Here is a 22,703-nt window from a genome sequence, read left to right as displayed (position 1 = left end):
GCGCGAGACAGAACCCGACGTGGGTCGCGGGCGCCGCGACCCCCGGTCTGGAAGGAGAACGGGTGAACTACGCCGAGTTTCTCGAAGCGGTGGGGAAGCGGGCGCAGATGCCGGCGACGGAGGCGGTGAACGTCATCCGGGCCACGCTCACGACGTTGACGGAACGGATCAGTGGCGGCGAGGCCCGCGACCTGGCCACGCAGCTCCCCGAGGAGGTCCGGGGGTACCTGCACAAGGATGTGGACTTCGCTGAACGGCTCGATCTCGTGGAGTTCCTCAACGAGGTACGGGCGCGCGCGGGGCTGGATGACCAACGGGCCGCTGAGGGCGCCGGCGCGGTACTGGCCACCCTGCGCGAGGCGGTTAGCGCCGAAGAACTCGGGGACCTGGAGTCCGAGCTGTCAAAGGACATCCAGCAGCTGCTTCACCCTGCGGGCCGCACACTCGGGGCATGACCGGAGCCACCCCTGACAGGTCACCGCCTCGATGCTCCGGCGGAGAGCTCCTCCCCGCTGGTCGCGGGGAGGAGCCCTCGTGGGCCGCGGGCGCCCGTGAACAGGGTCAGCCGATCGGGGCCTCGTACACCAGCAGCTCAGTGCCGGCGACTTCCTCGTCGTCGTCGGGCGCGGCGAACATCCGAAGCTTGTTGCCCGCCACCTCGAGCGCGACCGGGTTGCGCGTCGCGACGTGCCCGGCCGTGGAGAACTTCGGGAACGGGATCTCGTGCAGGATCCGGTTGTCCCGCAGGTCCAGCAGGGCCAGTCCGCCCAGCTCGTAGCTTCCGCCGTCCGAACGAGGCAGCCCGGTGATGCCGGAGCAGATCTGCTTACGCCAGCCGCTGTAGTCGCAGTCCTGGTAGTCGACGAGGTGGTCCGGATTCGCCTGCCTGCTCAGTTGGTGGCCGTTCGGCGTCCAGGAGTACTCGGTGCGCGAGCCCCAGCTGACGCCATGCACCTCGCCGCTCACCCGGTCCCGGACCACACCGCCGATGTGATCGGCGACCCGGAACGCCTCGGTGACCTGGTAGGTCTGCGGGTCGAGCCGGTAGACGATCGCCCGGCTGTTCGGCCGGTACTCCGCAACCGGTACCCACACGGACTCGCCGTCGAAGTCGATGCCGCCCGGGTGGTACACCCTGCCCTGGCCGAGCTGCACGTCCTTGAGCAGGTTGCCCTGTCGGTCCAGGACGAGCACGTGCCCGACACCCTTGCCCGGCGTGCGGTCGTATCCGTCGACGGGCTGCGGATAGGGCACCGGCCGCTCGATGATCTCGACCGTCGACATGAAGATCTTGTCGCCGACGAGCGCGAAGCCCTGCGGGTGGTACGTCGGAAAGCGCAGCGGGATCTTCTGCACCTGCTGCCAGGCGGTCGAACGCGTGGTCTTCGCGAAGGCGACCGCGACGGCGTCGTCTCGGCGCTGCTCTGTTGCCTGGGCAGACGTGGCGACCATGGCGACCGCCGCAACGACGGAGCCGGCGAGGACCGCGATATGTGTGCGTCGCATCGGTTTCCTCTCGAGATAGATGAACCGACGCGAAGCGTGCCCGACCGAGTTGACCATGCAGTGGCGCTGCGGCGGCGACCTGGTGTCCGCGAAGGGCCCGGCCAACCGGTCGAACACCGCGTCGAGCGCCGCCACCACGGCGATCGGCCGGTCGGGACCGCGCTGATGTCGCCGGTCCCGCCGCGCCGCTGATCAGTCGAGGCAGAACTCGTTGCCCTCCGGGTCGGCCATCACGATGTGACCGGCGCCGAGCGGGGGAGCGGGCTCGTGGCGCCGGAGCCGGGCGGCGCCGTGGGAGCCGAGCCGCTCGGCCTCCGCCTCCAGGGCCGCCATCCGCGCCTCGCCGTTGAGCCCGGGCGCGGCACGCACATCGAGGTGTACGCGGTTCTTGGCCTGCTTGCCCTCCGGCACCCGCTGGAAGAACAGCCGCGGCCCGGCGCCCTCGGGGTCGACCACCGCCGAGGCGTCGTTGCGGCGCTCGATCGGCACGCCCATCGCCTCCAGTGCCTGCTCCCACGACTCGAAGCCGGCGGGCGGATCCTGCAGCTGGTAGCCGAGGGCCTCGGCCCAGAACGCCGCCAACCTGGCGGGGTCGGCGCAGTCGAAAGTGACTTGGACGTCGCGGGCCATCTCAGCTCGCCTCCTGTCGGGTCTGTCGGTGGGTGTGCAGGTAAAGGTCGCGGAGCAGGCACACCTCGGCCAGATGGTGGATCAGCTCGCGGTTGATGTGCAGCACCAGCGCGGCCAGCGGGCGCGCGGCGTACGGTCCCTCCGCCGCCCCGCACGGGCGGGCGAGGCCGGCTTCGCCGAGGGACTCGACCCCGGCCAGCCACGTGGCGTACTCCGTGTCGAGCTGGGCCAGCGCCGCGGCCGCGGTTGTGGCGTACTCGAACGACTGGTAGTCAGTGGGCGCGCGGCCGAAGTGCGCGGCGTTGCGCACCGCGAGCACGCCGACGATCACGTGCCCGAGTCGCCAGGCGATCGTCGTGAACGGGGGCGGGTCGGGCTGCGGCATCGCGAAGTCGATGGTCATCGCCCCGGACCCGGCCTGCACCGGCGCGGCACCGGTGCCGCGCCGGTGCACGCTCCAGCAGGCGGGCGCCGGCTCCCAGAAGTACTCGTCGTCGGTGAGTCCGCCGAGGCGATCGCGCAGCTGGTTGGTCCAGTGCCCGGCGAGCTGCTCCCGGAGCTGGGCATTCCAGGTCTGGTCGGTCATGATCCCAGCCTGCCGGAGATAGCGGACAGAATCGTTCCGCGATCTGTGGAACGATGAGCGGGTGACTGTCGAGGCGACGACCGAGCGGGTGCTGCGGCTGCTGGCGCTGCTGCAGCGGCGGCCGTCCTGGACCGCCGCCGAGCTCGCCGCCGAGCTGGGGGTCACCGACCGCTCGGTGCGCCGCGACGTGGAGCGGCTGCGCGCGGTCGGCTACCCCGTGCACGCGACGGCCGGCGTCGGCGGCGGCTACCAGCTCGGCGCGGGCACCCGCCTGCCGCCGCTGCTCCTCGACGACGAGGAGGCGATCGCGACGGCGGTTTCCCTGCGGCTGGCCTCGGGAGGCACGATCGCCGGGGCGGGAGAGGCGGCGCTGCGGGCGCTCGCGAAGCTCGACCAGGTGATGCCGTCCCGGCTGCGCGCCGAGGTGCGGGCGGTGCACGGCGCCACCGAGACCCTGGTCGGCCCAGGGGTCGAGATCGACGCGGACCTGCTGGTCACGCTCGCGCGGGCCTGCCGCGACGCCGTGCGGATGCGGTTCCGGTACGCCGGCCGCGACGGCGGGGAGCGCGAGCGCACGGTCGAGCCGGTGCGGATGGTCACCACCGGCCGCCGCTGGTACCTGATGGCCTGGGACGTCGACCGCGACGACTGGCGCACCTTCCGGCTGGACCGGATGCGCGATGTGGTGGCGACGACCTGGCGCTTCCGGGCGAGGGAGCATCCGGACCCGGTCGCCTACGTGCAGCGGTCCGTGACCGAGGCGTCGTACCGGTATCTCGCCCGGGTGCGGGTGCACGCCCGGCCTGACCGGGTGCGGGAGCTGGTGCCGCCCCAGGTAGGGCGCGTCGAAGACGATCGCGACGGGTGGTGCCTGCTCGTCGTCGGTGGAGAGAACCTGGACTGGCTCGCCCTGCACGTGACCCGGCTGGGCTTCGAGGTGGAGGTGTTGGAGCCTCCGGAGCTGCGGGAGGCCGCCGCCGTCCTCGCCCGCCGCCTGGCGGCGATGGCCGGGATCGGCTGACGGACCCTCGCTACCCCAGCTCGAACGGCCGGTCGACCAGGGCGGCCAGCTTCTTCGGCGCCAGAACGCAGTAGCTTTCCGTGAGCAGTTCGGCGACCTCCGCCCAGTCGACGTCGTCGTAGAGGGCCATGCCAACGACGTCGGCGCCCCAGCCCGGCTTGAAGAACGGGTGGCCGCCGCCGATCAGCCCGGCGATCTCGTCGCCGGGCGACCGGAACGTCAGCACGCAGATCGGCTGGTCCGTCGCGGCAGCCCGGGCGTAGGCCACCTGGTGGCCGGGGTCGACCGTGAGCACGTGGGCGAACGTGCGTTTGCGGATCCGCCAGCGCGTGCCCACCCACGCCGGTTCCTCGTAGGTCTCGGGCAACCCTAGACAGACGGGCCGGAGCCGGTCGAGGATCGCGGGTGGAACATCTCCCGGGCCAGTCATGCCCTGGACGCTACCCATCCCCTCCGACATGCTCCGCGCACCGGGATGTTGGGCCCGTCGCTGGCCGCGTGTCGGACCTCGGAGGTGCCGATTCGTCGTACCCGGAGAGTACGACTGCCTGAGACCGATGAGTTTCGGCACGGCAGGCGGTCTTCTCACCTGAACACATCGTCGAAGAGAGCGGAAGGATGACGGCATGAGCGGCGTACGAGTACTGGTCGGCACGCGCAAGGGCGCGTTCACGTTGACCTCGGACGGCAGGCGCGGCGACTGGACGGTCGAGGGACCCCATTTCGGCGGCTGGGAGATCTTCCACCTCACCGGGTCGCCGGCCGACCCGAACCGGCTCTACGCGTCCCAGTCCGGCGGCTGGTTCGGGCAGCTGATCCAGCGTTCCGACGATGGCGGCAGGACCTGGGCCACCGTCGGCAACGACTTCGCCTACTCCGGCGAGGTCGGCGAGCACCTCTGGTACGACGGCACCCCGCGCCCCTGGGAGTTCAAACGCATCTGGCACCTCGAGCCGTCCCGCGACGACCCCGACACCGTGTACGCGGGCGCGGAGGACGCCGCCCTCTACGTCACCACCGACGGCGGCCAGAAATGGACGGAACTCACCGCCCTTCGTACCCACCCGACCGGCCCGAGGTGGCAACCCGGCGCCGGCGGCATGTGCCTGCACACGATCATCCTGGACCCGGTGAACAAGGACCGGATCTACGTCGCCATCTCGGCGGCGGGCGCGTTCCGGAGCGATGACGCCGGCGCGAGCTGGCTGCCGATCAACAAGGGCCTGCGCTCGGGTGAGATCCCCGACGAGGACGCCGAGGTCGGCCACTGCGTGCACCACATCACCCAGCACCCGTCCCGGCCGGACACGCTGTTCATGCAGAAGCACTGGGACGTCCTGCGCAGCGACGACGCCGGCGCGAACTGGCGCGAGGTCAGCGGCAACCTGCCGTCGGACTTCGGGTTCCCGATCGCCGTGCACGCGCACGAGCCGGAGACCATCTACGTGGTGCCGATCAAGAGCGACTCCGAGCACTACCCGCCGGAGGGCAAGCTGCGCGTCTACCGCAGCCGCACCGGTGGCGAAGACTGGGAGCCGTTGACCAAGGGTCTGCCGCAGTCCGACTGCTACGTCAACGTGTACCGGGACGCCATGGCGGTCGACACGCTCGACCCGTGCGGGATCTACTTCGGCACCACCGGTGGCCAGGTCTACCACTCGGCCGACGGCGGCGACAGCTGGACGCCGATCGTCCGGGACCTGCCGGCCGTGCTCTCCGTGGAAGCCCAGGTGCTGCCGTGATCCGGGTTGTTCTCCCGGCTCACCTGAAGAACCTGGCACACGTCACCGGCGAGGTACGGCTCGAGGTGGCCGGTGCGGTCACCCAGCGCCTGGTGTTGGACACGCTCGAGGCGAAGTACCCGATGCTGCTGGGCACGATCCGCGACCGCCGGAGCGGCAAGCGCCGTGCGTTCATCCGCTTCTACGCCTGCGAGGAGGACCTCTCCAACGACTCGCCCGATGCACCACTGCCCGAGCGCGTGACTGTCGGTGAGGAACCGTTCATCATCCTCGGAGCGATGGCCGGGGGATAGGCGTTCACCGTAGCGGAACGAGCCGGCGTAGGCTCCGTCCACTCCGGGCAGCTGTGGCGGCAGTCGCTGTTGCCCGCACCGTCGTAGCCTGCTCGCCGCTGCCGAACAGCGGGGGCGGCACCAAGTCCGGCGAGGTGTTGTCATGACGTTCACCACCAGGCCGACCCTGCAGGGAACCTTCGGGATGGTGTCCTCGACGCACTGGCTCGCGAGCCAGGCGGCCATGGGGATCCTCGAGCGCGGCGGGAACGCCTTCGACGCCGCGGTCACCGCAGGGTTCGTCCTGCACGTCGTCGAACCACACCTCAACGGGCCGGGCGGCGAGGTGCCCGCCATCGTGGCGACGGCCCAGGACCGGACCCCGAAGGTGCTCTGCGGGCAGGGCCCGGCGCCGGCTGGCGCCACCATCGCGCACTTCCGGTCCCTCGGGATGGAACTCATCCCCGGATCCGGCCCGCTCGCGGCGGCCGTGCCGGGCGCCGTGGACGGCTGGCTCCTGCTGCTGCGGGACCACGGCACGTTCCTCCTCGAGGACGTGCTGGAGCCGGCGATCGGGTACGCCGGCGCAGGCCACCCGCTGGTCGGTAGGGTCGGCGACACGGTGGCGGCCGTGCAGTCGTTGTTCGAGGAACACTGGCACACCTCTGCGCAGCTCTGGCTGCGCAACGGCAAGCCGCCGGCGGCGGGCGAGGTGTTCACCAACCCGGCCTACGCGCGGGCCCTGCAGAGACTGGTCGACGCCGGTCGAGCGGCCGGCTCCGACCGTGAGGCGCAGATCGAGGGCGCTCGCCGTGCCTGGGGTGAAGGTTTCGTCGCCGAGGCGATCGACCGGTTCAGCCGGGAACCGTTCCAGGACTCCAGCGGACGTCCCCATGCCGGCCTGGTCACCGGCGCGGACCTGGCTGCCTACTCGGCGACGTGGGAGGACCCGGTCACCCTCGACTGGCACGGTTACTCGGTGGCGAAGACCGGTTTCTGGGGCCAGGGCCCGGTGCTGCTGGAGACCCTGTCCGTCCTCGACGCGCTCAACGACCCCCAGGTGTACGACCCGGCAACCGCGGTCGGCATCCACGCCCAGGCCGAAGCGCTCAAACTCGCCTTCGCCGACCGTGAGGCCTGGTACGGCGATGGTGACGTGCCCGCGAAGGCGCTTCTCTCCCGGGAGTACGCGCGGGACCGGGCGGCCCTGATCGGCGGACGAGCGTCGGCGGAGCTGCGACCGGGGCGCCCGGATGGGGCGGAGCCCCGTCTTCCGGCTCACGTCCGACGCAGTGCCGGACGTCGGGTCGACCTGGCGGACCCCACGACGGGGGAGCCGACGGTGAAGGCGGACGGGGTGACCCGCGGCGACACCTGTCATGTCGATGTGGTCGACCGCTGGGGCAACATGATCTCCGCCACGCCGAGCGGCGGCTGGCTGCAGAGTTCCCCCACCATCCCGGAACTCGGCTTCCCCCTCGGCAGCCGCCTTCAGATGTTCTGGCTGGAGGACGGTCTCGCCTCGTCGCTCGCTCCCGGACGCCGGCCGCGCACCACGTTGAGTCCGACCATGGTCCACCGCGACGGGGAGCCCGTAATGGCGTGCGGCACACCCGGAGGCGACCAGCAGGACCAGTGGCAGTTGCTGTTCCTGCTTCGCCATCTCGTCGGAGGTCAGTCCCTGCAGGAGGCCATCGACGCGCCCGCCTGGCACACCGTCAGCCTGCCGGAGTCGTTCTATCCGCGCGACGTCGAGCCCGGCGTCCTGGTGATGGAGGACCGGCTGGATGAGGATGTGCTGGCGGCATTGCGTGGGTACGGGCACGAGGTGCGGCTGTCCGGCTCGTGGAGCCTCGGCAGCCTGTGTGCGGTGACCCGCGACCCGGTGACGGGCGTGCTCGCGGCCGGGGCGAACCCGCGTGGCATGCAGGGCTATGCCTGCGGGCGCTGACTGTTAGTGCGGTGTCCACTGACGTTCACCGGGTGTCCGGTGATTGTTGTGGCTCCTCGCCGTGTGGGCGAGCGACTCCCCATCCGCTGGTGGTGGGGCGGGCCTCCGCGGGCCAACTGATCCTCGCGCCGCCCAGGGCGGGCGACGGGGCGCCCTCGGCGTTCTCGTGCGCCGAAGCCCGCGGCGCAGCCTGCGGCCCAAGGCTCACGTCCTGCTGGCCCTGATGAGCGGCGCCTCCGTCGGTGCGCTGATCGCCCTGCACCTGCCCGCATGGTCGCCGGTGCTGTTGATCGTGCCACTCGTGTTCGTCATCGCCGTGTCCTCGCGCATGGCGGAATAGGCGTCGATCCGCCGGCCTGCTACGGGCGGCTCGACGTCGGCGGCGAGTCGGCGAGTTCCGCGATCACCTCGGCGTGACAGCGCTCCGGCACGCACCAGCAGCCCAGCCGGCGGCCACGCAGTTCGGGGAGGAGGGCGAGGAGGTCGGGGCGGCCGAACAGGTACGCACGGTACTTCTCGAGGACCTCGTCCCGCGTGCCGTCGGGGCCGGGGCGGAACGGGCTGGACAACGGGGAATTCGGGAGACGCCAGCCGCCGCGATTCATGGCGCGCCCGACGTAGATCACGTCGGCGTACGCCGGGTCGTCGCGGTGGCCCTTCAGGTTGACGACGGTGGTTGCCTGCATGGCCCGGCTCCTCAGGTGCGACGGCAGCGTCAACAGGGCACGGGTCGTGCCGCGGGCGTACATTCTGCCGCCCGTGGGCCCCACCGCGCGGCCCTGCCCCGCCGTGCCGGCCGCCATCGCCCGCAACCACGTTGAGTCACCTATCGTGGGCTCGCCGTGGGGTGCGAGGCGCTGCGTGAACAACGGCTGATCCGAAGGAGTCGCAGGTATTGCTCGGTACGTAGGATTGTCATACAGTCCGACAAGCGCTTGTGAGGTGCATCTCTGACATGAGCACGTAACAGGTTGTTGTAATGGGCGACTAGAAGGAGGCGGCCAGGGTGGCGACGGTGGAGCAGGGCAAGCCACGGCGATTGGGACAAGTAGCCCTTGCCGTTGGCATCGGAAACTTCATGGAGTGGTACGACTTCGCGGTCTACGGCTTCTTCGCGGTCGTCATCGGTCAGTTGTTCTTCGTCGGAGACGATCCGGTCGTCGCACTCCTCGCGTCGCTCGGAGTGTTCGCCGTCGGGTTCTTCTTCCGGCCGCTCGGGGGCCTGATCCTCGGACCGATCGGTGACCGCTACGGACGGCGGGTCGCGCTCTCGATCTCGGTCCTGGCCATGGGCGCCGCCACACTCGTCATCGGATTCCTGCCGACGTACTCCTCGATCGGGATCTGGGCCCCGGTGCTCCTCGTCCTGATGCGCTGCATCCAGGGTCTGTCCGCCGGCGGTGAATGGACCGGATCGGCCGCCTTCCTCATCGAAGGTGCCCCGAAGGACAGGCGGGCGCGGTACGGCAGCCTCATCTCGGCGACCGCCGCGCTGGCCACCCTCGCCGGCAGCATGCTGGCCCTCCTCCTCAACAGCGTGCTGACCGACGCGCAGGTGGAATCGTTCGGCTGGCGCATCCCGTTCTGGCTCGCCGCGCCGCTGGCCGTGGTGGGTCTGCTCATCCGGCTCCGACTCGACGAGACGCCGGTGTTCATCGAGCTGCAGGCCCAGGCGAAGGTGGCGAAGTCCCCGCTCAGCAAGGGCGCGAAGCGCAACCTCAAGGCCATCCTGCTCACGATCGCCTTCGCCGCCGTGCAGGGTCTCGGCTACTACTACCTGGCCACCTACGTGGTCAACCACCTGCAGGTGTCCCTGAAGCTGCCCCGCTCCGAGGCGCTGTTCCTGGCGGGCGCGGGCCTGCTGATGTACATGTGCATGTGCCCGCTGGCGGGCTGGCTCTCCGACCGGCTGGGACGGCGTCGGCTCAACATCATCGGCACGGTCGGCTACGTCCTGCTGCCGGTGCCGGTCTTCGCCCTGATCGGGCTCGGCAACCCGGCGCTGACCATCTTCGGCCTGTTCCTGCTCGGTGCGACGCAGAGCCTGGTGTCGGTGACCACGGTCGTGATGCTCGTCGAGCTCTTCCCCGCGTCCACCCGGTCCTCCAGCAGCGCGATCGGCTTCAACATCGCGCTCGCCTTCATCGCCGGACCGGGTCCGTACATCGGCGCCTGGCTCGCCAGGTCGCTCTCCTCGAGCGTGGCTCCCGCGTTCTACCAGGTGGCGGTCGCGCTCATCGCCCTGGTCGCAGTGGCCAAGTGGCTGCCGGAGAGCTCGAACAACGACCTGTCCGCCGAGGTCGTGAACTGGGACCGGAGCAAGGCCGCTTCGGGAGCCGAGCCGGTTCTCGCGAACTGAGCGCGGAGTGAGCAGACAGGGGAAGGCCATGCAGTCCGACACGTACCAGGTGCTCGTCGTCAAGTTCGGCACCCGATCGGCGCGCAAGAGCGAGGTGTACCTCAACTACCCGATCTACGGGTGCCCGGACGAGGCCCTGGACATGGACTACTTCTTCTGGGTCGTCCGCAACGAGCAGCGTACGGTCGTCATCGACACCGGCTTCTCCCGCGAGGGTGGCGAGAAGCGGAGCCGGACGTTCCTCGTCGAGCCGCCCCGGGCGTTCGAAGCGCTCGGCATCGGCAGCGAGTCGCGGCCGACGGTCGTGGTGACGCACGCCCACTACGACCACATCGGCAACCTGGACTACTTCCCGGAATCCGAGGTCGTCCTGACCGACGCGGAACTCCGCTTCTGGACCGGTGACATGCGCTTCCGTCGACAGTTCGCCCACTCCGTGGAGTTCAAGGAGCTCGACGAGCTGGCCAAGGCCCGCGACGAGGGGCGTACGCGCACCTTCAGCAACCGCCTCGAACTCGCGTCCGGCATCGAACTGTTGGAGGTGGGCGGGCACACCCCCGGCCAGTGCGTCGTGCGGGTGAACACCACGGCCGGCACGGTGCTGCTCGCCTCGGACGCGGTGCACTACTTCGAGGAGCTCGAGCGGGACCTGCCGTTCGCCTTCGTCAGTGACCTGCCGGCGATGTACGCGGGGTTCGACCGGATCAAGGAAATGGTGGCCGAGGACCAGGCCATCCTCATCCCCGGGCACGACCCGAGCACGCTGGACCGCCTGACCGTCACCGGTGACGGCGCGCTGGCGGGACTGGTCGGAACGATCGGATGAGGTGGGTCGACCAGGTGTACGCGGTCAGGGATCCACAGAACGTGCAGGGGAGGTGAGCGGGGGGATGTCGTCCCGCTTCGAGGGAAAGGTGGCGCTGGTGACCGGCGCCGGCGGCGGCCTGGGCCGGGCTTCGGCGCAGCGCCTGGCGGCCGAGGGCGCCAAGGTGGTCGTGGTCGACATCGACGGCGACTCGGCCGGGGCGGTGGCCGGGTCACTGCCGACCGACGCCGTCGCGGTCGCCGCCGACGTCTCCAGCGAGGCTGACGTCGACCGCTACATGGCGGAGGCGCTGGCAGCCTTCGGCCAGGTGGACCTGTTCCACCTCAACGCCGGCATCTTCGGGCGTTTCGCGACCCTGCCCGACGTCACCGTGGAGGACTTCGACCGGGTGTACGCGGTGAACGTCCGCGGACAGTTCCTCGGCGTCCGAGCGGCGTTCCGGCACTTCCAGCAGCGGCGCACGCCCGGCCAGATCGTGGTCACCGCGTCGATCGCCAGTCTGGGTGGCAGCGCCGATCTGTTGGCGTACCAGACCTCCAAGCACGCCGTCGTCGGCCTGGTACGCGGCGCGGCCGTCTACGGCGGTCCCCTCGGCGTGCGGGTCAACGCGGTGGCGCCGGGAATCGTGCCGACCGAGCTCTTCGCGTCCGGCGGGTCGACGGTCGGCGGCAAGAACGACATGGAACGCCGGGCGTCGACGACCCCGCTGCGGCGTGCCGGCCGGCCGGAGGAGATCGCCTCGGTCGTGGCGTTCCTCCTCAGCGACGACGCCTCCTACATGACCGGCCAGGTCGTCTCGGCCGACGGTGGGGCGTCCGGGCTGAACACGGTCCGGCCGTCCGGCGGTGCGGGCGCCTGGGACACCACGGTGGTGGACCAGGCGTTGTACGGCAACGACTTCACGCAAGGGGGACAGCAGTGAGCGGACAACGAGTGGGCTTCATCGGCCTGGGCAACATGGGCGGGCGCATGACCGGCTGCCTGGTCCGCGACGGCGTGGCGGTGCTCGGCTTCGACCCGCGACAGGAGAACGTCGCGGCGGCCGGGGCGACGCTCGCCGAATCCGCCGTCGACGTCGTCCGCAACGCCGACGTCGTCCTGCTGTCGCTGCCCAGCAGTCGGGTGGTCGAAGCGGTCATGCTGGGCGACGACGGAGTGGTGCGGGCGGCACACGAGGGCCAGGTCGTGGTCGACCTGAGTACCTCCGATCCCGCGTCCACCCGCCGCCTCCACGGCCTCCTTGCCGAACGGGGGGTGGCCTATGTGGACGCCGGCATCTCCGGCGGTGCCGCCGCGGCGGAGAAGGGCGACCTCACCCTCATGGTCGGCGGCGAGCAGGAGGCCCTGGACCGGATCCGGCCGGTGCTCGACCACTTCGCGGCGAAGATCTTCCATCTGGGTAGCTCGGGCGCCGGGCACGCGGCGAAGCTGCTGAACAACTTCCTCAACGCGATCGCGCTGTCGGCCACCGCCGAAGTCATGGTCGCAGGCAAGAAGGCCGGCCTGGACCTGCAGGTCCTGCTGGACGTGCTCAACTCCAGCTCGGGCGTCAACTTCGCCACCCTCAACCGCTTTCCGAAGATCATTCATGGCGACTACCTCAAGGGCGGCCTGACGAACACCCTGATGCTCAAGGACGTCATGGCCTACACCGACCTCGTCGCGGGGCTCGGCGTGGCGAGCCTGCACTCGTCCGGGCCGATGGCGGCGTTCGGTCTGGCCAAGGCCCTGGGGTACGCCGAGGAGATCAGCAACACCGTCGTGGACGCGATCGGTGACGTCTCCGGTGGCATCCGCCTGCACGACCCGAAGGAGCCAGCATGAAGATCACCCGCGCCGCGGAGCAGGCCGGCACCGCCGGCAAGCCCGGCTCGCAGTTCACCGGCGACGTGTGGAACTACCTGACCATGCCGGCGACGGACGGGGTGACCATCAACACCGTGACGTTCTCGCCGTCCGCCCGCACGTACTGGCACAGCCACCAGCATGGGCAGATCCTGCAGGTCCTCGCCGGCCGCGGCCTGATCTGCACCGCCGGTGAGCAGCCCGAGGTGATCCGCGCGGGGGACACCGTCTGGGTTCCCGCCGGCGAGCGCCACTGGCACGGCGCCGCTGCGGACGCCTTCATGACCCATACCGCAATCTCGCTCGGCAGGACCGAGTGGGCCGAGGCCGTGGCCGACGGTGACTACCGCGCCGCCGGCAGCACCCCGGCCGCACAGTGAAGGGAGCAGAAAAGATGACGGCGCAGGGCACCCATGAGGAGTCGTACGAGCAGGGGCTCAAGGTGCGACGGGAGGTCCTCGGGGCGGAACACGTCGACCGATCCCTCGGCAGCGTCAGCGAGTTCTCGCGGCCGATCCAGGAGCTCGTCACCGAGTACTGCTGGGGTGGGGTGTGGTCGCGCGACGGCCTGGAACGCAAGACCCGCAGCCTGCTCAACCTGGCAATGCTGACCGCGCTCAACCGCTCCCACGAGTTGGCCGTCCACGTGCGCGGTGCGGTCAACAACGGGGCGTCCGAGAAGGAGATCCAGGAAACCCTCATGCAGACCGCGATCTACGTCGGAGTGCCCGCCGCGCTGGAGTCCTTCCGGGTGGCGGAGCGGGTCCTGAAGGAGCTGCGCGGCGATGCCTGACAACTCGGTGGCCTTCATCGGCCTCGGTGCCATGGGCCTGCCGATGGCGGCGCGGCTGTTGTCGGCCGGAGTGACGGTGCGGGGCTTCGACATCTCCGAGGCCGCTCGGGCCGGCCTCACCGCCGCCGGCGGGCAGGCGTTCCCGTCCCCGGACGAGGCGGTCGTCGGCGGCGACGTCGTGGTCCTCATGCTTCCCGACTCCACCGTCGTGGAAGCCGTCATGGCGCAGATCCGCGGCCGCCTCAAGCCGACCACCCTGGTGATCGACATGAGTTCCTCGGAGCCGCTGCGCACCCGGCAACTGGCCGACGACCTCCATAGCGAGGGCGTCGACCTCATCGACGCCCCGGTCTCCGGCGGTGTCAAGGGCGCCCGCGCGGGCACGCTCACCATCATGGTGGGCGGCGAGCCGGCCCAGGTCGACCGGGCGCGCGGCCTCCTGGCGCACCTGGGCGTGGTCAAGCACGCCGGCCCGGTGGGCGCGGGCCATGCCGTCAAGGCCCTGAACAACCTGCTCTCGGCCACTCACCTCTGGGTGACCAGCGAGGCGATCCTCGCCGGCGAGAAGTTCGGTCTTGATCCCGGCGTCCTGCTGGAGATCATCAACGGCTCCAGCGGGCGCAGTGGTTCGACGGAGAACAAGTGGCCCAACTTCATCCTGCCGGGCACCTTCGACTCCGGTTTCGCGCTCCGCCTGATGCTCAAGGACATGCGGATCGCGGCCGATCTCGCCCGTCAGGTCGGCCTGCCCAGCGAGCTGGGCGAGGCGGCGATCGAGCACTGGGCTCGCGCCGATCAACGGCTCGGCCCGGGCGCCGATCACACCGAGGTCGCCCGCTGTGTCGCTGACCGCAGCAGCCCCGATGAGCCGGACCGGTCTGACTAGAATATTGTCGGACAATCGCTCGGCAGCGGAAGAGGACCTCATGAGCCTGGCTCAGTCGTGGACATCGGCGGGTGTGCAGCGCACCGCCGCCCCCTTGCGTGCGCAGGTGACGAACGCGGTGCGGCAGGCGATCCTCGACGCGCGGCTGCAACCGGGGCAGCGCCTGGTGGAACGCGAACTGGTGGAAGGGCTCGGCGTTTCCCGGACCACCGTCCGGGAAGCGTTGCGGGAACTCGAGGCGGAGGGACTGATCATCACCATCCCCCAGAAGGGGGCGGTGGTCAGGACCCTGTCGCGATCCGAGGCGGAGGACCTCTACGACGTCCGGGCGGGTCTCGAGTCGTTGATCGTCAACCGGTTCACCCATCGCGCGACCGAGGACGAGGTTCGGCGGCTGCGCGCGGCGTTCGACGCCTTCGCCGAGGTCTCCGCCAGCCCGGCCCCGGTCGGCGAGGTCCTCGCCGCGAAGGACGGGTTCTACTGCGTCCTCATCGCCGGCGCGCGCAGCGACGTGCTGAAGCAACTGCTGGAAGGTATTCAAGGCCAGGTCCAGGTGCTGCGGGCGCGGTCGCTGGCGCAGCCCGGACGCCGCGCCGGGGCCGTGTCGGAGCTGCGGGCCGTGGTGGAGGCGATCGAGGCGAAGGACGCGGAGCGGGCCTCCGCGCTCTGCGCCGACCACGTCCGCTCCGCAGCTCAGACCATATTCGCTTCTTTCGAATAGTCTGCGCCGTCCCCATCCGGCGGGCGGCCTGTCCACTCGCGCGACAGCGCGGGCAGAGGATTTGATCATCGTGTCGCTCACTCCTGAACAGGAGCAGCTCAAGGCTGCCTTCATCGACGTCCGAGGCACCTGGGGGCCGGCCTGGGAGAGCATCCTCAAGCTCGACCCCGACTTCCTCGCCGCCTACCTGAAGTTCTCCGCCGTCCCGTGGCGCAAGAACCATCTCGACGCCAAGACCAAGGAACTCATCCACATCGCGGTCGACGCGGCGGCGACCCACCTGTACGAGCCCGGCATCCGCCAGCACATCCGCGCCGCCCTCTCCCATGGCGCGACGGCGCAGGAAATCATGGAGGTTATCGAGCTGACGAGCACCCTCGGGATCCATGCCATGAACATCGGTGTGCCGCTCCTGGTGGAGGTCCTCGAAGAGGCCGGCCTGCGCACCGGGCCCGCCGAACTCACCGACCACCAGGAACGACTCAAGGCCGAGTTCACGGCCAACCGCGGGTACTGGCACGAGTTCTGGAACGAGATGCTCGAGCTCGATCCGGAGCTGTTCGAGGCGTACACCGAATTCTCCTCTCTGCCGTGGCGGAAGGGCGTCCTGGAGCCCAAGGTCAAGGAGTTCGTCTACATCGCCTTCGACGCCGCCGCGACGCACCTGTACGTTCCCGGCCTCAAGCTGCACATGAAGAACGCGGTCGGCTACGGCGCCACGACCGGCGAGATCCTCGAGGTCATGGAGATCGCCAGCGTCCTCGGCATCCATGCCGCGACGACCGCGGTGCCGATCCTCGCGGAGGAACTGGCCGCGAAGGAGGAGGAATGAGCCGGGCGACGCCGGACAGCCGGGAGTCGAACCCGGCCGAGCTGGCGGTGCTCGGCGACATCCACAAGGACCTCTTCCTCGGCGGCAGTTGGACGAAGGCGTCGAACGGGGCCACCCTGCCCGTCGAGGACCCGGCGACCGGGGCCGTGATCGCCGACGTGGCCGACGCCACGGCAGCCGACGGCGCGCGGGCGCTGGACGCGGCCGTCGCGGCCCAGGCCGGCTGGGCGCGGACCCCGCCCCGCGAGCGCGGTGAGATCCTGCGCCGGGCGTACGAGCAGATGGTCGATCGGGCCGACCAGCTCGCCCTGCTCATGACCTTGGAGATGGGAAAGCCGCTCAGCGAGTCCCGGTCCGAGGTCGGCTACGCCGCCGAGTTCTTCCGCTGGTTCTCCGAGGAGGCCGTCCGCATCGCGGGCACCTGGGCCACCGCCCCCGACGGCCAGACCCGCCTGTGGACGATGAAACAGCCGGTCGGACCGTGCCTGTTCATCGTCCCCTGGAACTTCCCGCTCGCCATGGGTACCCGGAAGATCGGCCCGGCGGTGGCCGCCGGGTGCACGATGATCGTCAAGCCGGCGGCCCAGACCCCGCTCAGCATGCTCGCCCTCGCCCAGATCCTGGCGGACGCCGGCCTGCCCGCGGGCGTGCTCTCGGTGCTGCCGACCTCTTCGCCGCAGCAACTCACCGCGCCCCTGATCGCGGACCCGCGGCTGCGCAAGCTCTCCTTCACCGGTTCCACGGCGGTCGGCAGGAAGCTCGTGGAGCAGTCGGCACACCAGTTGTTGCGGGTGTCGGTCGAACTCGGCGGAAACGCGCCGTTCATCGTCTTCGACGACGCGGACCTCGACCACGCGGTGGACGAGGCGATGAAGGCCAAGCTGCGCAACAACGGTGAGGCGTGCACCGCCGCCAACCGGTTCTACGTCCACGAATCCGTGGCGCGATCCTTCGCGGACCGGCTCGCGGAGCGCTTCCGCGCCCTGGTCGTCGGCCGTGGCGTGGACGAAGCCGTCACGCTCGGCCCGCTCATCGACCGGGCCGCCGTCACCAAGGTCGCCGGCCTGGTGGATCGGGCTGTCCAGGATGGTGCCAGCGTGGTGACCGGTGGCACCCGCGCCGACGGGATCGGCTACTTCTACCCGCCCACGGTGCTCGCCGACGTGCCGTCCGACAGCCTCATCCTGCGGGAAGAGATCTTCGGCCCGGTCGCCCCGATCGCCACGTTCGCCACCGAGGAGGACGTGCTCGCCGAGGTCAACTCGTCGGAGTACGGCCTCGCCTCGTACGTCTTCACCCGCAGCCTCGACCGCGCGCTGCGGGTCTGCGAGCGGCTGGAGGTGGGCATGGTCGGCCTCAATCGGGGAGTCCTGTCGAACGCCGCCGCGCCCTTCGGCGGCGTGAAGGCCAGCGGATTCGGACGCGAGGGCGGCCGGGAAGGCATCGAGGAGTACCTCGAGACGAAGTACGTCTCGGTCAACGCCAGCTGATCGCGGACAAGCCGGGCGGGACGACAGCGCCCGGCGCCGGTAGCCCGAGCCGGCAGGGAGGAGGCGGGTGCGCGGGCACCCGCCTCCTCCGGCGTACGACAGGACCCGCCGGACCTCGGCCCGCAGCCCGTCGGTCAGCGGCTGAGCCGCTGGTAGCGGCGGACGGCCAGCGGCCCGAGCAGCGCGATGAGCAGCACCGGCCAGCCGACCGCCAGCGGCAGCGGATGCTGCGCCGCCCACGACTCGCCGCCGAGGCCGGGGTTGCCGAACAGCTCACGCGCGGCGGCCACGGTGGCGGAGAGCGGATTCCACGCGGCTACCGCGCCCAGCCACGTCGGCAGCAGGTCCGGGGCGACGAAGACGTTGGAGAGCGCGGTGAGCGGGAAGGCGAGCGGAAACACGATCACCGCGACCGTGTCCGGGTTGGGCACGAGGAGGCCGAACAGGATGCCCACCCAGGTGAGCGCCAGCCGCAGCAGCAGGATCAGGCCGACCGCCGCCAGGGCGTCGCCCATCCCGTTGCGCCACCGCCAGCCGACGAGCAGGCCGCAGACCACCAGGGTGGCCAGTTCCAGCACGCCCCGGGCGAGGTCGGCGCCGGCCCGTCCGGTGAGCAGCGCGGACCGGGCCATCGGCATGGACCGGAACCGGTCGACCACGCCGCGACTGGCGTCGACGGCGACCGCCGACGCGGTGGCGCCGAGGCCGTAGAGCATCGTCATCACGAACACGCCGGGCAGCAGGAACTCCCGGTAGCTGCCGTTGCCGGGCACCGCCATGCCGCTGCCGAACACGTAGCCGAAGACGAGCACGAACATGATCGGCAGGCTGAAGTAGAGGATGATCTCGTGGGGCGAGCGGACCACGTGCCGCATGTTCCGTCCGGCCATCACCCAACCGTCGGCCAGCGCCCAGCCGAGCCGGGCCACCGGACCGGCGGGCGACTGCACCTCGGTGGGTTCTGCCGCACCGCGCCGGGACTCGACTGTCGTGCTCATGCCGCCACCTCCTCGCGGGTACCGGCCGACCGGTGTCCGGTGAGCCGCAGGAACGCCTCGTCCAGCGTGGGCCGGCGCAGGACGACGTCCTCGACCGCTACACCGTCGTCCTGCAGCGCCCGCATCACCTCGGCGAGGGCACCGATCCGGTCCACGACGGGCGCGCTGAGTTGGCGGATCTCCACATCGACCGTCACCGGCCCGCCGGTGATCCGCTCGACGATGCCGGCGGCGGCCGGCAACTGCGCGGCGTGCCGGACCACCAGTACGATCCGGTCCGCACCGATCCGGGCCTTCAGCTCGGCCGACGTGCCCTCGGCCACCACCCGGCCGGCGTCGACCACCGCGATCTGGTCGGCCAGCTGGTCCGCCTCCTCCAAGTACTGCGTGGTGAGCAGCACCGTGGTGCCGTCGGCGACGAGCGACCGGACCGCTTCCCAGAGGCCGTTGCGGCTGCGCGGGTCCAGCCCGGTGGTCGGCTCGTCCAGGAACAGCACCCGCGGCGTGGTGATCAGGCTGGCGGCGAGGTCGAGCCGGCGGCGCATCCCGCCGGAGTACGCCCCGGCGGAGCGGTCCGCCACGTCGGCGAGCCCGAACTGGTCGAGCAGCTCGTCGGCCCGCCGCCGGGCCACCCGCGCCGGTAGGTGCCGCAGCCGACCGACCAGGACCAGGTTCTGCCGTCCGCTGAGGATCTCGTCGACCGCGGCGTACTGCCCGGTGAGCCCGATCAGCGCGCGGACCCGTTCGGGGTGCCGGGCCACGTCGTGTCCGGCCACCCGCGCGTGACCGGCGTCGAAGCGCAGCAGGGTGGCCAAAATCCGCACCGCGGTGGTCTTGCCCGCCCCGTTCGGGCCGAGCAGTCCGCAGATCGTGCCGGCGGGCACGGTCAGGTCGAATCCGTCGAGGGCCACTGTCCGCCCGTACGACTTGCGTAGTCCCTCGGCCACGACGGCCGACGTTTCGTAGGTCATGCCGGCAGCCTCGCCGGGCGCGCTGACCGGCCACGCACCGTCCGCTGACGGCCGGCCGCGTCACCGTCAGCGGCCGTCCAGCAGCGCGAGCGCCTGATCCCGGCCCAGTCCGGCGCCCCGGGCGAAGGCCCGCTCGAACCTCGCGTCCCCGATCTCGGCCCGGGCGGCCGCCGCCACCGGCGCGGCCTGCGCCGCCGGGCCGGCACCGGTGCCGCGTAGCAGCGCCGAAGCCGCCCCGAGCAGCAGCGCGGCCCGCTCGGCCTCGCCCCGCCGCAGCACCGGCCCGACCAGGCCCTCCACCGCGGCGCCGACGGTCGGCACGTCCCAGACCCCGACGGTCGCCCCCAGCACCTCCCGGTAGCGGGCCCGGGCACCCGGCGCGTCCCCGACCGCGTCGGCGATCTGCCCCAGGGCGACCAGCGCCGCCAGCCGCACTATCTCGGCCCCGAACCAGCCGGCCGGGCATTCCGCCACCGCCTGCTCGCACAGCCGCCGAGCCCGGTCGAGGTCGCCGCGCCGGCGGGCGACCTCGCCCAGCCCGAAGTGGGCCGCGGCGACGAGTTCCGGCGCCCCGGCCGGATGCGCGATCTCCACCACCTGCCGGTAGTCGGCGCCCGCCCCGTCCAGGTCACCGACGCCGAGCCGCCCGTCCGCCCGGGTACGCAGCAGCTCGGCCATGTCGAGCGCCGAGCCGAGCTCGTCCGCCAACCGCAGCGCCTCCGCCATCGGCCCGGCGGCCGCGGCCGGGTCCCCGACCTGGTAGGCCCCCTCGGCGAGGGTGCTGAGCACCAGGATCATGCCCCACCGTTCGCCGATCGTCCGGAAACCGTCGTACGCGGCGGTCAGCTCGGCGCGGGCATCGTCGTACCGGCCGTCGAGCAGCCGCACCATCGCCGTGCCGAGCGACCCCAGCGCCTGGCTCCACGGGTCGGCGCCGAGCAGCACGGTCCGGGTCTGCCCGGCGTACAGCATCGAGATCCGCTCCCGCGGTGGGGGACCGGCGGCCGTTCCGGACAGGTAGAGCAGGAACGGGTACACAGGCGGCCGGCCCAGCTCCCACAGGATGTCGCTGGCCGCGCCGACCTGCGGCGGGTGTGCACCGCCGGCGCCGCTCACCGCGGCGACCAGCAGGCACAGCGCGTACTCCTCGGCGAGCCCGGGCGGCGGCCCGCCGAGCCGGTCGACGAGCCGGCCGGCCAGTGCGGCCCCCTCGCCCCGCAGGCCGCGCAGCCACCAGTAGAACGACAGCGCGGCGACCAGCCGCAGCGCCACGCCGGTGTCGCCGCCCGCCACCGACCGGCGCAGCGCGGCGAGCAGGTCGTCGCGGTCGGCGTCCAGCCGCCGCAGCCAGTCCAGTTGCGTGGCGCCGCGCAGTCCGACGTCGCCGGCGCGGGCGAGGTCGAGGAAGTACGCCGCATGCGCCCGACGCAACCGGTCGGCCTCGCCGGCCACGGCGAGCTGTTCGGCCGCGAACGCGCGTACCGTCTCCAGCATCCGGAAACGCCCGTCGGCAGCGTCCACCAGCGACTTCTCCACCAGGCCGGTCAGCACGTCGAGCACGTCCGCGCCGAGTGGCCCGCAGATCCGCTCGATGGCCGCCAGCTCGGCGCTCCCGGCGAAGACGCTCAGCCGCCGCGCCAGCCGCCGTTCGGGCTCGTCCAGCAGGTCCCAGCTCCACCGCACCACCGCCCGCAGGGTCTGGTGCCGCGCCTCGGCCACCCGGCTGCCCCGGTTCAGCAGCCGGAACCGGTCGTCCAGCCGGGCCGCCACCTCCGCCACCGGCAGCGCCCGCAACCGCGCCGCGGCCAGCTCGATGGCCAGGGGCAAGCCGTCGAGGTTACGACAGATCCGCAGCACCGCCGCCACGGTTCCGGCGTCCACCGTGAACCCCGGCGCCACGTCGGCGGCGCGGTCCGCGAACAGCCGCACCGCGGCGTACTCCCGGGCCAGCTCCGGTGCGGCGCACTCGGACGGCACGGGCAGACCGACCACCGGGCAGAGCACCTCCCCCGTCACGCCGAGCGGTTCCCGGCTGGTCGCCAGGACGCGCACCATCGGGGCGGCGCGGAGCAGCCGGGCGGTGAGCCGGGCCGCATCGGTCACCACGTGCTCGCAGTTGTCGAGCAGGAGCAGCAGCCGACGGTCGCCGAGCGCCGCGACCAGCCGGTCGGTGACATCGCGGGGACCGCCGCCCGGCACGAGCAGCGCGGCGTCGCGCAGATCGAGCGCGGCCAGCACCGCCGGGGCAACGTCCGCCCCCACGGGCAACGCGGCCAGCTCGACCAGGCAGACCTCGCCGCCGTGCCGTGTGGCCGCCTCGAGAGCCAACCGGGTCTTCCCGACCCCACCCGGGCCGTGCAGCGTGACCAGCCGGGCCTCGTCGAGTAGCCCGCCGAGGCGGCGCAGTTCCTCCTCCCGGCCCACGAAGCTGCTCAGCTGGCCGGGGAGCGGCGGCAACCGGGACGGGGCCGCCTCGGCGCTGGACTCGACCTCGTCGCGCAGTAGGGCCGCGTGCAACGCGACCAGCTCGGCGGACGGGTCGGTGCCCAGTTCCTCGGCGAGCAGGTGGCGCAGCTCCGCGAAGGCGGCGAGGGCCTCGGACCGGCGGCCATCGGCGTGCAGCGCCCGCATCAGCTGGCCGTGCAGCCGCTCCCGCAACGGGTCGGCGGCCACCAACTCCCGCAGCTCCGTCACCAGCGCCCGGGCGGAGGACGATCCGGGCGCGACTCCCAACCGGAGCTCCGCCTCGATCCGATCCTCCGTCGCGGCCAGCCGGCGATCCCGCAGCCGGTCCGCCTGGGCGGCGGCGAACGGCGCATCCGTCACATCCGCCAGCGGCTCCCCGCGCCACAGCGCGAGCGCCTCGCGCAGCAGGTCGGCGGCGCGGCGCGGGTCGCCAACCCCGAGCGCGGCCCGTCCGGCGTCGGCCAGCCGGATGAACCGGTACGCGTCGACGTCCTCCGGGTCGACCGCGAGCCGGTAGCCCGCCGGGTGGAATTCGACCGGGTCGACCGGTCCGGCCGACAGCACCTGCCGCAGCCGGGACACCTGCGACTGCAGCGCGTTCGCCACCCCGGCCGGCGGTTCGGCGCCGTACAGGCCGTCGGTCAGACGCTCCCGCGGCACCACCCGCCCGGCGTCGAGCAGCAACAGCACCAGCAGCGAACGCAGCCGCGGCCCGCCGACGGTGAGCCGGCGACCGTCGGCGGGGTACACCTCGGTCGCGCCCAGGATGCCGAACCGCATGGCGTCGATTGTCGCTCAGGCCTCCCGG

General features: G+C 71.6%; 24 protein-coding genes. 16 read left to right on the top strand and 8 right to left on the bottom strand.

The genetic code is table 11. The features are described 5' to 3' along the window. Positions 1-62: 62 nt before the first annotated feature. Positions 63-455 (top strand): DUF2267 domain-containing protein, encoded by a 393-nt coding sequence (locus tag ACFYOS_RS07360; RefSeq protein WP_387136604.1) that lies wholly within the window; start codon positions 63-65, stop codon positions 453-455. 106 nt (positions 456-561) lie between these two features. Here ACFYOS_RS07360 and ACFYOS_RS07355 read toward each other — a convergent pair whose 3' ends face one another. Next, complete coding sequence (locus ACFYOS_RS07355; protein WP_387136602.1) at positions 562-1,506, bottom strand: DUF6454 family protein; 945 nt, start codon at positions 1,504-1,506, stop codon at positions 562-564. 19 nt (positions 1,507-1,525) lie between these two features. Between ACFYOS_RS07355 and ACFYOS_RS07350 the strand changes: the two genes are divergently transcribed. Next, the gene (locus ACFYOS_RS07350; protein ID WP_387136600.1) at positions 1,526-1,672 is read left to right on the top strand and encodes a hypothetical protein; all 147 of its coding nucleotides are present in this window, start codon (positions 1,526-1,528) and stop codon (positions 1,670-1,672) included. Between the two features lie 26 nt (positions 1,673-1,698). Here the strand turns inward: ACFYOS_RS07350 and ACFYOS_RS07345 are convergent, their stop codons facing one another. Both ACFYOS_RS07345 and ACFYOS_RS07340 read right to left on the bottom strand, forming a co-directional pair. Next, the gene (locus ACFYOS_RS07345) at positions 1,699-2,136 is read right to left on the bottom strand and encodes a VOC family protein (RefSeq protein WP_387136598.1); all 438 of its coding nucleotides are present in this window, start codon (positions 2,134-2,136) and stop codon (positions 1,699-1,701) included. Position 2,137: 1 nt separating this feature from the next. After that, positions 2,138-2,722, bottom strand: a complete 585-nt coding sequence (locus ACFYOS_RS07340) for a DinB family protein (protein ID WP_387136596.1) — start codon at positions 2,720-2,722, stop codon at positions 2,138-2,140. 61 nt (positions 2,723-2,783) lie between these two features. On the opposite strand from ACFYOS_RS07340, the gene ACFYOS_RS07335 reads away from it, so the two are divergent. Next, positions 2,784-3,743: a helix-turn-helix transcriptional regulator gene (locus tag ACFYOS_RS07335; RefSeq protein WP_387136595.1), complete on the top strand. Its 960-nt coding sequence runs from the start codon at positions 2,784-2,786 to the stop codon at positions 3,741-3,743. 10 nt (positions 3,744-3,753) lie between these two features. Here ACFYOS_RS07335 and ACFYOS_RS07330 read toward each other — a convergent pair whose 3' ends face one another. Further along, positions 3,754-4,173: an MmcQ/YjbR family DNA-binding protein gene (locus tag ACFYOS_RS07330; RefSeq protein ID WP_387136593.1), complete on the bottom strand. Its 420-nt coding sequence runs from the start codon at positions 4,171-4,173 to the stop codon at positions 3,754-3,756. A 196-nt stretch (positions 4,174-4,369) separates the two neighbouring features. Between ACFYOS_RS07330 and ACFYOS_RS07325 the strand changes: the two genes are divergently transcribed. The 3 genes from ACFYOS_RS07325 to ACFYOS_RS07315 all read left to right on the top strand — a co-directional run bounded on the left by ACFYOS_RS07325 (position 4,370) and on the right by ACFYOS_RS07315 (position 7,708). Next, positions 4,370-5,485, top strand: coding sequence for a WD40/YVTN/BNR-like repeat-containing protein (locus tag ACFYOS_RS07325; RefSeq protein WP_387136591.1), 1,116 nt, complete (start codon positions 4,370-4,372; stop codon positions 5,483-5,485). Beyond that, positions 5,482-5,778, top strand: coding sequence for a MoaD/ThiS family protein (locus ACFYOS_RS07320; protein ID WP_387136589.1), 297 nt, complete (start codon positions 5,482-5,484; stop codon positions 5,776-5,778). The genes ACFYOS_RS07325 and ACFYOS_RS07320 overlap by 4 nt, the downstream gene beginning before the upstream one ends. 142 nt (positions 5,779-5,920) lie before the next feature. After that, the gene (locus tag ACFYOS_RS07315) at positions 5,921-7,708 is read left to right on the top strand and encodes a gamma-glutamyltransferase family protein (RefSeq protein ID WP_387136587.1); all 1,788 of its coding nucleotides are present in this window, start codon (positions 5,921-5,923) and stop codon (positions 7,706-7,708) included. Between the two features lie 359 nt (positions 7,709-8,067). On the opposite strand, the gene ACFYOS_RS07310 is transcribed toward ACFYOS_RS07315, so the two are convergent. Continuing rightward, positions 8,068-8,394 (bottom strand): DUF4326 domain-containing protein, encoded by a 327-nt coding sequence (locus ACFYOS_RS07310; RefSeq protein ID WP_387136585.1) that lies wholly within the window; start codon positions 8,392-8,394, stop codon positions 8,068-8,070. 320 nt (positions 8,395-8,714) lie between these two features. Here ACFYOS_RS07310 and ACFYOS_RS07305 point away from each other — a divergent pair, with 320 nt between their 5' ends. From ACFYOS_RS07305 to ACFYOS_RS07260, 10 genes are all read left to right on the top strand, one after another. Next, complete coding sequence (locus ACFYOS_RS07305) at positions 8,715-10,067, top strand: MFS transporter (protein ID WP_387136583.1); 1,353 nt, start codon at positions 8,715-8,717, stop codon at positions 10,065-10,067. Between the two features lie 7 nt (positions 10,068-10,074). After that, positions 10,075-10,893, top strand: a complete 819-nt coding sequence (locus ACFYOS_RS07300) for an N-acyl homoserine lactonase family protein (protein ID WP_387136581.1) — start codon at positions 10,075-10,077, stop codon at positions 10,891-10,893. A gap of 52 nt (positions 10,894-10,945) precedes the next feature. Further along, positions 10,946-11,815, top strand: a complete 870-nt coding sequence (locus ACFYOS_RS07295) for an SDR family NAD(P)-dependent oxidoreductase (protein WP_387136580.1) — start codon at positions 10,946-10,948, stop codon at positions 11,813-11,815. Continuing rightward, positions 11,812-12,717, top strand: a complete 906-nt coding sequence (locus tag ACFYOS_RS07290; protein ID WP_387136578.1) for an NAD(P)-dependent oxidoreductase — start codon at positions 11,812-11,814, stop codon at positions 12,715-12,717. The genes ACFYOS_RS07295 and ACFYOS_RS07290 overlap by 4 nt, the downstream gene beginning before the upstream one ends. Next, entirely contained in the window at positions 12,714-13,118 is a 405-nt protein-coding gene (locus ACFYOS_RS07285; protein ID WP_387136576.1) for a cupin domain-containing protein, read from the top strand. The genes ACFYOS_RS07290 and ACFYOS_RS07285 overlap by 4 nt, the downstream gene beginning before the upstream one ends. Positions 13,119-13,132: 14 nt before the next feature. Continuing rightward, a complete protein-coding gene (gene pcaC / locus ACFYOS_RS07280; RefSeq protein WP_387136574.1) occupies positions 13,133-13,531 on the top strand; it encodes a 4-carboxymuconolactone decarboxylase in 399 nt (132 codons plus the stop codon). Then, the gene (locus ACFYOS_RS07275) at positions 13,524-14,417 is read left to right on the top strand and encodes an NAD(P)-dependent oxidoreductase (RefSeq protein ID WP_387136572.1); all 894 of its coding nucleotides are present in this window, start codon (positions 13,524-13,526) and stop codon (positions 14,415-14,417) included. The genes pcaC and ACFYOS_RS07275 overlap by 8 nt, the downstream gene beginning before the upstream one ends. Continuing rightward, positions 14,395-15,138 carry a GntR family transcriptional regulator gene (locus tag ACFYOS_RS07270; RefSeq protein ID WP_387136570.1) on the top strand — a complete coding sequence of 248 codons (744 nt, stop codon included), beginning with the start codon at positions 14,395-14,397 and terminating at the stop codon, positions 15,136-15,138. The genes ACFYOS_RS07275 and ACFYOS_RS07270 overlap by 23 nt, the downstream gene beginning before the upstream one ends. Positions 15,139-15,208: 70 nt before the next feature. Further along, positions 15,209-15,970, top strand: coding sequence for a carboxymuconolactone decarboxylase family protein (locus ACFYOS_RS07265; RefSeq protein WP_387136568.1), 762 nt, complete (start codon positions 15,209-15,211; stop codon positions 15,968-15,970). Further along, the gene (locus tag ACFYOS_RS07260; RefSeq protein WP_387136567.1) at positions 15,967-17,460 is read left to right on the top strand and encodes an NAD-dependent succinate-semialdehyde dehydrogenase; all 1,494 of its coding nucleotides are present in this window, start codon (positions 15,967-15,969) and stop codon (positions 17,458-17,460) included. Before ACFYOS_RS07265 ends, ACFYOS_RS07260 begins: the two co-directional genes overlap by 4 nt. 134 nt (positions 17,461-17,594) lie before the next feature. On the opposite strand, the gene ACFYOS_RS07255 is transcribed toward ACFYOS_RS07260, so the two are convergent. The 3 genes from ACFYOS_RS07255 to ACFYOS_RS07245 form a co-directional block, all read right to left on the bottom strand. Then, entirely contained in the window at positions 17,595-18,350 is a 756-nt protein-coding gene (locus ACFYOS_RS07255) for an ABC transporter permease (protein WP_387136776.1), read from the bottom strand. A gap of 104 nt (positions 18,351-18,454) precedes the next feature. Further along, positions 18,455-19,429, bottom strand: a complete 975-nt coding sequence (locus ACFYOS_RS07250) for an ATP-binding cassette domain-containing protein (protein ID WP_387136565.1) — start codon at positions 19,427-19,429, stop codon at positions 18,455-18,457. Between the two features lie 66 nt (positions 19,430-19,495). Beyond that, a complete protein-coding gene (locus tag ACFYOS_RS07245; protein WP_387136563.1) occupies positions 19,496-22,675 on the bottom strand; it encodes a BTAD domain-containing putative transcriptional regulator in 3,180 nt (1,059 codons plus the stop codon). Positions 22,676-22,703: the final 28 nt, after the last annotated feature.

Source organism: Micromonospora sp. NPDC005806 (assembly GCF_042871425.1).
Taxonomy (GTDB): Bacteria; Actinomycetota; Actinomycetes; order Mycobacteriales; family Micromonosporaceae; genus Micromonospora.
Note: the sequence above shows the minus strand (reverse complement) of the source record. Positions and strands in the feature narration are given on the sequence as shown.

Excerpts from the sequence above, each read along its gene's own strand:
- ACFYOS_RS07355 (WP_387136602.1), bottom strand. The coding sequence starts at position 1,506 with ATGCGACGCACACATATCGCGGTCCTCGCCGGCTCCGTCGTTGCGGCG.
- ACFYOS_RS07350 (WP_387136600.1), top strand. The coding sequence starts at position 1,526 with ATGAACCGACGCGAAGCGTGCCCGACCGAGTTGACCATGCAGTGGCGC.
- ACFYOS_RS07345 (WP_387136598.1), bottom strand. The coding sequence starts at position 2,136 with ATGGCCCGCGACGTCCAAGTCACTTTCGACTGCGCCGACCCCGCCAGG.
- ACFYOS_RS07340 (WP_387136596.1), bottom strand. The coding sequence starts at position 2,722 with ATGACCGACCAGACCTGGAATGCCCAGCTCCGGGAGCAGCTCGCCGGG.
- ACFYOS_RS07330 (WP_387136593.1), bottom strand. The coding sequence starts at position 4,173 with ATGACTGGCCCGGGAGATGTTCCACCCGCGATCCTCGACCGGCTCCGG.
- ACFYOS_RS07325 (WP_387136591.1), top strand. The coding sequence starts at position 4,370 with ATGAGCGGCGTACGAGTACTGGTCGGCACGCGCAAGGGCGCGTTCACG.
- ACFYOS_RS07315 (WP_387136587.1), top strand. The coding sequence starts at position 5,921 with ATGACGTTCACCACCAGGCCGACCCTGCAGGGAACCTTCGGGATGGTG.
- ACFYOS_RS07310 (WP_387136585.1), bottom strand. The coding sequence starts at position 8,394 with ATGCAGGCAACCACCGTCGTCAACCTGAAGGGCCACCGCGACGACCCG.
- ACFYOS_RS07285 (WP_387136576.1), top strand. The coding sequence starts at position 12,714 with ATGAAGATCACCCGCGCCGCGGAGCAGGCCGGCACCGCCGGCAAGCCC.
- pcaC (WP_387136574.1), top strand. The coding sequence starts at position 13,133 with ATGACGGCGCAGGGCACCCATGAGGAGTCGTACGAGCAGGGGCTCAAG.
- ACFYOS_RS07275 (WP_387136572.1), top strand. The coding sequence starts at position 13,524 with ATGCCTGACAACTCGGTGGCCTTCATCGGCCTCGGTGCCATGGGCCTG.
- ACFYOS_RS07270 (WP_387136570.1), top strand. The coding sequence starts at position 14,395 with ATGAGCCGGACCGGTCTGACTAGAATATTGTCGGACAATCGCTCGGCA.
- ACFYOS_RS07260 (WP_387136567.1), top strand. The coding sequence starts at position 15,967 with ATGAGCCGGGCGACGCCGGACAGCCGGGAGTCGAACCCGGCCGAGCTG.
- ACFYOS_RS07255 (WP_387136776.1), bottom strand. The coding sequence starts at position 18,350 with ATGGCCGGACGGAACATGCGGCACGTGGTCCGCTCGCCCCACGAGATC.
- ACFYOS_RS07250 (WP_387136565.1), bottom strand. The coding sequence starts at position 19,429 with ATGACCTACGAAACGTCGGCCGTCGTGGCCGAGGGACTACGCAAGTCG.
- ACFYOS_RS07245 (WP_387136563.1), bottom strand. The coding sequence starts at position 22,675 with ATGCGGTTCGGCATCCTGGGCGCGACCGAGGTGTACCCCGCCGACGGT.